At 61.8% G+C, this 8,325-nt stretch carries 8 protein-coding genes and 1 pseudogene; 5 read left to right on the top strand and 4 right to left on the bottom strand.

The genetic code is table 11. The features are described 5' to 3' along the window. Window positions 1–95 precede the first annotated feature (95 nt). The 5 genes and pseudogenes from AC2W7L_RS06385 to AC2W7L_RS06365 all read left to right on the top strand — a co-directional run bounded on the left by AC2W7L_RS06385 (window position 96) and on the right by AC2W7L_RS06365 (window position 3,844). Window positions 96–1,625: a dihydrolipoyl dehydrogenase family protein gene (locus tag AC2W7L_RS06385; protein ID WP_486003758.1), complete on the top strand. Its 1,530-nt coding sequence runs from the start codon at window positions 96–98 to the stop codon at window positions 1,623–1,625. Further along, a complete protein-coding gene (locus AC2W7L_RS06380; RefSeq protein ID WP_486003757.1) occupies window positions 1,618–1,884 on the top strand; it encodes an NAD(P)-dependent oxidoreductase in 267 nt (88 codons plus the stop codon). Before AC2W7L_RS06385 ends, AC2W7L_RS06380 begins: the two co-directional genes overlap by 8 nt. A 93-nt stretch (window positions 1,885–1,977) precedes the next feature. Continuing rightward, complete coding sequence (locus AC2W7L_RS06375; protein WP_486003756.1) at window positions 1,978–2,373, top strand: MmcQ/YjbR family DNA-binding protein; 396 nt, start codon at window positions 1,978–1,980, stop codon at window positions 2,371–2,373. Window positions 2,374–2,415: 42 nt separating this feature from the next. Next, window positions 2,416–3,281: pseudogene (locus AC2W7L_RS06370) on the top strand (aldo/keto reductase). A 38-nt stretch (window positions 3,282–3,319) separates the two neighbouring features. Further along, window positions 3,320–3,844 (top strand): GNAT family N-acetyltransferase, encoded by a 525-nt coding sequence (locus AC2W7L_RS06365; protein ID WP_486003755.1) that lies wholly within the window; start codon window positions 3,320–3,322, stop codon window positions 3,842–3,844. 284 nt (window positions 3,845–4,128) lie between these two features. Here AC2W7L_RS06365 and AC2W7L_RS06360 read toward each other — a convergent pair whose 3' ends face one another. Genes AC2W7L_RS06360 through AC2W7L_RS06345 form a run of 4 tightly spaced genes read right to left on the bottom strand, consistent with a single transcriptional unit; the run spans window position 4,129 to window position 8,274 of the window. Beyond that, window positions 4,129–5,646 carry a tripartite tricarboxylate transporter permease gene (locus tag AC2W7L_RS06360; protein ID WP_486003754.1) on the bottom strand — a complete coding sequence of 506 codons (1,518 nt, stop codon included), beginning with the start codon at window positions 5,644–5,646 and terminating at the stop codon, window positions 4,129–4,131. 14 nt (window positions 5,647–5,660) lie between these two features. Continuing rightward, the gene (locus AC2W7L_RS06355; protein ID WP_486003753.1) at window positions 5,661–6,269 is read right to left on the bottom strand and encodes a tripartite tricarboxylate transporter TctB family protein; all 609 of its coding nucleotides are present in this window, start codon (window positions 6,267–6,269) and stop codon (window positions 5,661–5,663) included. Continuing rightward, the gene (locus AC2W7L_RS06350) at window positions 6,266–7,306 is read right to left on the bottom strand and encodes a 4-hydroxythreonine-4-phosphate dehydrogenase PdxA (protein WP_486003752.1); all 1,041 of its coding nucleotides are present in this window, start codon (window positions 7,304–7,306) and stop codon (window positions 6,266–6,268) included. Before AC2W7L_RS06350 ends, AC2W7L_RS06355 begins: the two co-directional genes overlap by 4 nt. Then, entirely contained in the window at window positions 7,303–8,274 is a 972-nt protein-coding gene (locus tag AC2W7L_RS06345) for a tripartite tricarboxylate transporter substrate binding protein (protein WP_486003751.1), read from the bottom strand. The genes AC2W7L_RS06350 and AC2W7L_RS06345 overlap by 4 nt, the downstream gene beginning before the upstream one ends. Window positions 8,275–8,325 lie beyond the last annotated feature (51 nt).

Here is an 8,325-nt window from a genome sequence, read left to right as displayed (position 1 = left end):
GGACCCCAACGGCACACCTGCTCGCACGTGTGTGCGTCGTCACGTAGTAATAAAGGGCGAGTAGAGTGACAGACACCGACGAGAGAAGACAGCGCATGACTACGCAGACCATGGCAGGCAAGACCACCTCGACCGAGACATCAGCAGCCACCGGAACTGCGGTCTCCGGCGCCGACCACACCGAACACGTCGACCTCCTCGTCATCGGCTGGGGCAAAGGCGGCAAGACTCTGGCCGGGACCATGGCCCGCGCCGGCAAGAAGGTCGCCGTCGTCGAACAGTCGGAGATGATGATCGGCGGCTCCTGCATCAACATCGCCTGCATCCCCACGAAGATCCTCGTCCACGACGCCGAGAACAAACGCGCCGATGACGACGTCGACGAATACTTCGCGAAAGCCGTCAAACGTCGCGACACCCTGACCGGGGCGATGCGGAAGAAGAACCACTCGATGCTCGCCGACCTCGATTCAGTGCTGCTGGTGAGCGGCCGCGCCGAGTTCACCGGCGAACGCGAGGTCCGCGTCACCGGCGGCGCCGACACCATGACGATCACCGCCGACACCGTCATCGTCAACACCGGATCCGTCGCGAACATCCCACCCATCGACGGTGCCCAGCTCGGCGGCCGCATCCACGACTCCGAATCGCTGCAGCACGTCGACCCGTTCCCGAAACGCCTCGTCATCGTCGGCGGCGGGTACATCGGACTCGAGTTCGGATCGATGTTCGCCCACTTCGGCTCGCAGGTCACCGTCCTCGACCGCGGACCCCGCCCGCTAGCGAACGAAGACGACGACGTCGCTGAGGTGGTCGCCCAAGCCCTCGCCGACGACGGAGTCACCATCGTCAACGACGCCTCCGTCACTGCAGTCAACGACGGCGCCGACGCCGCGACCGTGACCTATGAGGTCGGCGGAGAAACGAAGGCCATCGACGCCGAGGCGGTCCTCCTGGCCGTCGGACGCAAACCCGCGACCGCGGACCTCGGCCTCGAGAAGGCCGGCATCGACACCGACGACCGCGGGTTCATCGTCACCGACGAGCACCTGCGCACCTCCGCCGAAGGCGTCTACGCGTTCGGTGATGTCAACGGCGGACCGATGTTCACCTACATCTCGCTCGACGACAATCGGATCCTCGCCGACCAGCTGCTTGGTGAGGGCAAACGGTCGACGAAGGACCGCGGATCCGTGCCGTACACGATGTTCCTCACCCCGCCCGTCGCCCGCGTCGGCTTGACCGAGAAAGCCGCTCACGACGAAGGCTATGAGATCAAGGTCGAGCGAAGCTCCAGGCCGATATCGCCGCGGCACCGCGGGCGAAGATCGAAGGCGACCCGCGAGGAATCGTCAAGTTCGTCGTCGACGCGAAGACCGATCTCATCCTCGGCGCGGCCCTCGTCCACGTGCACTCGCAGGAGGTCATCAACACCGTGGCGCTCGCGATGCGTCACGACGTCACCGCAACCGAGCTGCGCGACACGATATACACCCACCCCTCCGCCACCGAGGCGCTCAACGAGGTGCTCGGCGCACTCAAGTGAAGCCCGCGATAGGCTCGCCATCATGAGCCGTCGCATCGTCATCACCACCGATTACCTGGGTCCCGGCGACAGTGAGTGAACCGATCACCCGTGACATGCTCTCTGAGGCGGCCCTCGTCGACGCCCTCGACCACGAACAAATCGCCGGCGCCGCTCTCGACGTCCTCGAAGCCGAACCGATGACCGCAGACGACCCGCTGCGCAGCTTCGACAACGTCTGGATCACCTCCCACCTGGCCGGTCAGACCGTCGAGGTGCGCGAACGCGCCGGGTTGGGCGCGGCCCAAGCCGTCATCGATGTTCTCGCGGGGAAGGATCCCGTGGGGCTCATCGTCTGAAGCAGTGTCTCATCGGTTCGACGGGTCAGGCTGGAATCGACAACCCGCTCCAAACCCATCCCATCCCCACCCGCCGGGGCGTACCGTTGACTCATGGCGCATTCGCAGATGTTCGACGACGACGATCCGATGCTCGAGCGAGTCCGCGCGATCGCGCTCAGCCTGCCGGAAGCGCAGGAAAAGATCTCGCACGGCAGACCGGCCTTCTTCACGAAGAAGATCTTCGCCCACTACGGCGGCACAGAGAAGCTCGCATCGGGGGAGATGGTGCAGCACCCGCGGGCACTGCTCGTCCTGCTCGACCCCATGGACGCCGAGGTGGTGCTCGAACGTTCGGATTCCTTCGTCCCGATGTACCTGGGCCCCTCGGGCTGGGTCGGTCTCGAGATTGCCGATCTCGATGACAAGGAGATGCGAGAACTGATCATCGATTCGTACCGCGGCACCGCCTCGGCGAGGTTGATCAAAACGCTCGGGATCGAGGAGTGACCACCCTGGCCAGCGCCGCCTCGGTGGTCATAGGCTGAGCTCATGACGACCTCTGCGAATACCCCGGCACAGAATTCACCGATCCCCACCCTCGACCTCAACGACGGACGTGCGATCCCGCAGCTCGGGCTCGGCATCTACGCGATGAAGGGCGACGAGGGGGTCGACGCCATCGTGGGTGCCGTCGACAATGTCGGCTACCGCCTGCTCGACACCGCGGTGAATTACGAGAACGAACGCGAGGTCGGTCAGGCCATCGCCAACGTCTCCGTACCGCGCGAGGAACTGTTCGTCACCTCGAAGATCCCCGGCCGTCACCACGGCTTCGACGAGGCGATCGCGAGCACCGAGGATCCCTGGCCCGGCTCGGGCTCGACTATCTCGACCTCCACCTCATCCACTGGCCCAATCCCAGCGTCGGCAAGTACGTCGACACCTGGCGCGGGCTCATCGAACTGCGCGAACGCGGGCTCGTGAAGTCCATCGGCGTCTCGAACTTCACCGAGGAGATGCTCACGGAGCTCGTCGAGAAGACCGGGGTCACCCCGGCCGTCAACCAGGTCGAGCTTCATCCGTATTTCCCGCAGACCGAGCTTGTGGCCTTCCACCGCTCCATCGGTGTGCAGACCGAGAGCTGGTCCCCGCTCTACCGTGACCAGGGACTGTTCGACGAAGCCCCCATCGCCGAGGCGGCCGCCGCCCATGGCGTGACCCCGGCCCAGGTCGTTCTGCGCTGGCATATCGAGATCGGCAGCATCCCGATCCCGAAATCCGCGAACCCGGAGCGTCAGCGCCTCAACGCCGATGTCTTCGAGCTCGAACTCACCCCCGCCGAGGTGGCGGCGATCTCCGGACTCGAGCGCGGTCGCATGAAGGACCGGGATCCGCTCACTCACGAAGAGATGTGAGGCAGCACGGCGGTTGTTGACGCCGACCGCGAGGACACGTGGAATTCCGACGGACTACCAGGGCTGACTTTCCGCTGCTCGCGCGATGGCTAGGCTCGCCCCACGTTGCCCGCTTTTGGAATCACGAGACGACTCCGGAAGCGATCGAACGGGACTTCGGTGGCAGCGTCGATGGGACGGAAGCTTCGGATGACTTCATCGTCGAGGACGCGGGGGTGCCGGTCGGCTTCATCCATCGGAGCGCAATCTGGGACTACGCGGACGAGCAACGCGAACTCATGGCTGACGCCCCTCGGGATGCGTTGACGATCGACTATTTCATCGGCGAGGTCGCTGCGACAGGCAAGGGCTTCGGCACACGGATGATCCGGGAGTTCACCGAGCTCTGCTTCGCTGACTGCCCGGCCGCCTCGGCGATCATTGTGCCGGTGATCGCTGGGAATCCGGCGTCGTGGAGGGCGCTGTTCGCTGCAGGATATGAGCGCATCGCAGAGGGCCACATCCCGCCTGACAACTCGATCGACGACGGGTGGCACGTCGTTTATCGTCGGGACCGTCTCTAAAGGCTTGGTCGGTCAGGGCCCCGGTGCCGTCGTTGCCACCCGGTGGCGGCGGTGACCGCCTCGGTGACTGTCGAGATCTCGGCGGTGGTTGTCCGCGCTGCTATTGCGTTCAGTGTTCCATTGCCGTTGGTGGCCACCAGTCTCGTTATCTTTGTCGACTTTGAAATGGCGTGTAGGTGGCTTCCGAAGATGCGCCGTTGGGTTCACGTCTGAATATAGGACGGCGAGCCTGTGGAACCGTCGCATGGGCCGACGATTCCACAGATATTGAAGAGCTGATGTGACTACTGCGCGACCTTCTCCTTGCTCGCAGCGTCTGCCTTTCGCGTCTTGAGATTGCGCACAACGGCGCCGACCAGCGGATATGCCAATGCGATGAGTGCTGCAACGGTAAGGACGAGCGATAGCGGTCGTTGGAACATGATCAGTAGATTGCCGTCTCCCATCGCCGAGGTCTGGACTAAGTACTTTTCGAGCAGAGGGCCTAGGACCAGGCCGAGGACGAACGGAGCGGCTGGGAAATCGAACCGCTTCATGAAGTACCCAAGTAATCCAGCGAAAAACACGACCCACAGTGTGAATGTGTTATTTCCCAAGGCGAACGCACCGACGAAGCTCATCATCAGCACGATCGGGTAGAGGAAGACGTATGGGATCCGCAGGATCTGAGCGAAGACAGGAGCCATCGGGAGATTGAGTACGAGCAGAATGAGATTGCCGAAGAAGAAGCTGACAAGCAGCCCCCACACGAGGTCGGGTTCCTGCTGGAACAGCAGTGGGCCGGGCTGGAGCCCGAAGATGACAAAAGCGCCCAGGAGGACCGCGGTTGTCCCGCTTCCGGGAATACCGAGAGCCAGGGTAGGAATGAAGCTCGCGTTGGTAGCGGAGTTATTCGCGGCTTCCGGGGACGCGACTGCCTCAGGCGCACCTTTTCCGATGAGATGTCGGAACCGGCTCACCTGCTTCTCAACTCCGTAGGCCAGGAACGTAGCCAAGGTGGCACCTGCACCGGGGAGAACCCCGACGGAGAAGCCGAGAGCTGTCCCGCGTGCTGTTGCGGGAGCGGCTCGAGCGAGTTCGTCCTTGGTGACCAGCAGGTCCTTGAAACCTGCACGAATGGGTTTCTCACCGCCTCGGCGGATCTGGTGAAGAACTTCACCAACGGCGAAGATTCCGATCATCACGGCAACGAAATCAAGTCCCGAAAGGAGGTTGACGCTGCCGAAGGTGAACCGCGCTGTGGAGAACCCGGAAGCCACCCCGACCATTGATACGAGTAGGCCGGCAGCGGCCATAGTGATGCCCCGCAGTATGTTCTCTCCGGCGAAGGACACGATTGTCGCCATTCCCAGCAGGATGATCGCCAGATTCTCTGCTGGCCCGAAGTTGAGCGCGAATTTCGCGATCGGCTGTGCCAAGGCGATGAGTCCGATAAGAGAGACTATTGCGGCGAAGAACGAAGCCAGAGCGGAGATTGCCAACGCGGCACCCGCTCGTCCTTTTCTCGCCATCTGATACCCATCGAGGGTGAGAACGACGCTGGATGAGTCGCCCGGGGTAGAGATGAGAATCGAACTGATTGAGGAACCGTACTGTGATCCGTAGTAGATTCCGGCCAACATGATGAGGGCTGTGACAGGTTCGAACGCCAGCGTCACCGGCAACAGAATCGCCACGCCAGTAGTCGAACCGAGCCCTGGGAGCAACCCGATGACGGTGCCGAGGAGGACTCCGACAAAACACCACAGGAGGTTTTCGGGGCTGACTGCGGTTTCCAGCCCGAGCATGAGATTGTCGATCATGGGAATTCCTCAGATCAGTCCGAGCATTCCTGTCGGCAGTGGAACCGACAGCACGAGCCCGAAAACGACATCGACGAATACAGCTGCGCCGATCGTTGTGGCAGCAGAGGTCCACCATTCTGCTTCTCGACGACGAGGAGGAGAAAGAGGATCGCTGCAGCCAGAGAGATGATGAGACCGGCGACAGGGATGAGCGCTAGCGCGACTCCGAACGTGATGAATATGTAGAAAGGGGCGCGATTGCGCTGCTTCTCAGTTCGGCCGAAGGTATCGAGGTCGTCACCGTCGCTTTGAACGGAACGGGAGTCGCTGACGGCATCAATTGACTCCGCGGCTTGAGCCTCAATGTCCTCGACCGCAGACATTATGCGACCGCCGGAAGTTCCCACCCGGGCAAAGAAGAGGCGGAAGATCTCGGCAGTTGATGCGAGGAAGATGAACACTCCGGTGAGGAACGGCAACATCCCTGGTCCGACTTGGCCACCTTCGGCTGTGAGGCCGTACCCGAAGCCCATTATGGCGGCACCGGCGCCGACAAGGCCGAGAATCGACGTTCCAACAACGTCAGCGACGTCGGGGGAGTTCCGAGGAGGGTTCTTAACTGTGCCTATTGTCGCGCTCATCCGATTCCCACCCCTGCAGTGGTGGCCGAATCTGCTGCGCCGCTGCCGCTTTCGGAGCTCGGCACATTCCGACCGTTCGCGGCCATCAGCACTGCGAGATCAAAAGCGTGGGAGCTGGGCCCGAGCTCCACTCTGCCTGTGCCGACGATGTTGTGAGCGGTGCCGTGGGCGGGAGTGGCGATAGGAATCGGTATTCCGCCGTGGACAGTGACTCCCTGGTCGAAGCCGAGCAGCTTCATCGCGATCTGCCCCTGGTCGTGGTACATAGTCACCACGCCGTCGTAATCACCGCCGACTGCCCGGGCGAACAGCGTATCGCAGGGGAAGGGTCCTTCGACGTCGATTCCGCGGGAGCGAGCTAACTCGATCGCCGGGGCGATGTCGTCGATCTCCTCTCTGCCGAACTTTCCACCCTCTCCGGCGTGTGGATTGAGTGCGCAGACTGCCAGTCGCGGTTTGGGCGTGCGAGTTTGAGACAGAACGCGATTGAGCAGCTCGATCGTCTCGAGCACCTTGCCAGCACTGATGCCGTCTGCGATCTCCGCTACGGGAACATGAGAGGTGACTCGTGCCGTGACAAGCGATTCGATGAAGTTGAGTTCGGAGGTGAACCCGCCGTAGTTGAGCCGCTTGGCGAACCAGCGCAGTTCGTCTTCCTCAGTCATTCCGGCTTGGCCCATCGCCCCTTTGTTCAGCGGTAGGAAGAGCACCCCGTCCGCGTCGCCGCCGGCACACAGGTCGACCGCGGTGGAGAGGTCGGCAAGAGCGCGTTGCCCGGCGGCCACGCTGACCTCACCGACAGGGATGGCCGGTCCCTGGTAGGTGGTGCCGAGAAATTCTATGCCGTCGCGGTCCGGAACCGTCGTTCCCGCCATGTGAGCGAAAGATTCCAACTCGGCCTCCGTCGCTGTGACGAGCAGGCGCGCACGGTCACGATTGGCAGGGGAGGCGAGAAGTCGGGCCATGAGTTCGGGCCCGACACCGGAGAGATCACCAGGGACGAGAACGATTCGTGGCTGAGCTGAGATCATTGTCATTTTCCGATCGCTTCTCGCAGCTCTTTGTCGTTCTCAGAAAGGTATGTAGCGAAGTCGTCGCCGTAGGCGGCATTTGGCTGCATCATGTTGTCTTCGATGTAGGTCTTATACGCGTCGGACTTCTCGAACTCCTTCGCTTTCTTGATCCAGTACTCCTTTGCCTCCTCGGGGATGTCTCCTGGAGCGATAACGCCGCGGAACTGAGCGAATGCAACGTCGATTCCCTGTTCTTTTGCAGTCGGAATGTCTTTCAGCTCGGGATACTCGTAGCGCTTGTCAGCCGCAGCACATAGTGGTTTGAGATCGCCAGACTCCAGTTGGCCTGAGACTTCACCGGGATTCACCGAGATTGCTTCGACCTGACCGCCGAGAGCGGCAGTGATTGCCTCAGCTCCGGATTCGAAGGGCACGCGATCGAACTTCGCCTTAGTTGCCTTCTCCATAAGGGTGAACGTGATGTTGTCGAGCCCCGTTGCGCCAGATATCGCGACAACGGTCCGCTCCTTTTCTCCCTTGTCTGTGAGGTCAGAACAGGTTTTGAGCTTCGAGTCTGCCTTCGTGACGATGAGAGTGTAGTCATCGCCGAGTTTCATGATCGGGGTGAAGCTCTCATATGTGAACTCCACGTCCTGGACCGCGGGAAGGGCGAGCATCGCCGTCTCTGTGGCGAGTAGGTAGTTCGGGTCACCGGAACGACCAAGGAACTCCGAATAACCGACGGCACCCGAACCGCCGTCGATGTTCTGCACCGTAATGGTTTTGCCTGTAACCTCTTCCAACCCCGAGGCTGTGGCGCGGCCAGCGATGTCACTTCCACCACCTGCTGCGAACGGCACGATCATCGTGACGTTGCCCTTAGGCTCAAAGCTCCCGCCGGCGGCTGTCCCCGACGCTTGCCCACATGCGCTGAGTGACAATGTCAGCGCCCCGGTGACGGCTGCGGCAGTGAGCAGTTTCTTCGAATACATTTCTATCTCCCTTGACAGAATCTTGCGTGGTGTTCGAACTATTTGATTGGT

The organism is Brevibacterium sp. LAARM3_SD1, from assembly GCF_057364765.1.
The sequence above is the reverse complement of the archived record's forward strand: the minus strand, read 5'-3'. Positions and strand labels throughout refer to the sequence as shown.

Excerpts from the sequence above, each read along its gene's own strand:
- AC2W7L_RS06385 (WP_486003758.1), top strand. The coding sequence starts at position 96 with ATGACTACGCAGACCATGGCAGGCAAGACCACCTCGACCGAGACATCA.
- AC2W7L_RS06375 (WP_486003756.1), top strand. The coding sequence starts at position 1,978 with ATGGCGCATTCGCAGATGTTCGACGACGACGATCCGATGCTCGAGCGA.
- AC2W7L_RS06360 (WP_486003754.1), bottom strand. The coding sequence starts at position 5,646 with ATGATCGACAATCTCATGCTCGGGCTGGAAACCGCAGTCAGCCCCGAA.
- AC2W7L_RS06355 (WP_486003753.1), bottom strand. The coding sequence starts at position 6,269 with ATGAGCGCGACAATAGGCACAGTTAAGAACCCTCCTCGGAACTCCCCC.
- AC2W7L_RS06350 (WP_486003752.1), bottom strand. The coding sequence starts at position 7,306 with ATGACAATGATCTCAGCTCAGCCACGAATCGTTCTCGTCCCTGGTGAT.
- AC2W7L_RS06345 (WP_486003751.1), bottom strand. The coding sequence starts at position 8,274 with ATGTATTCGAAGAAACTGCTCACTGCCGCAGCCGTCACCGGGGCGCTG.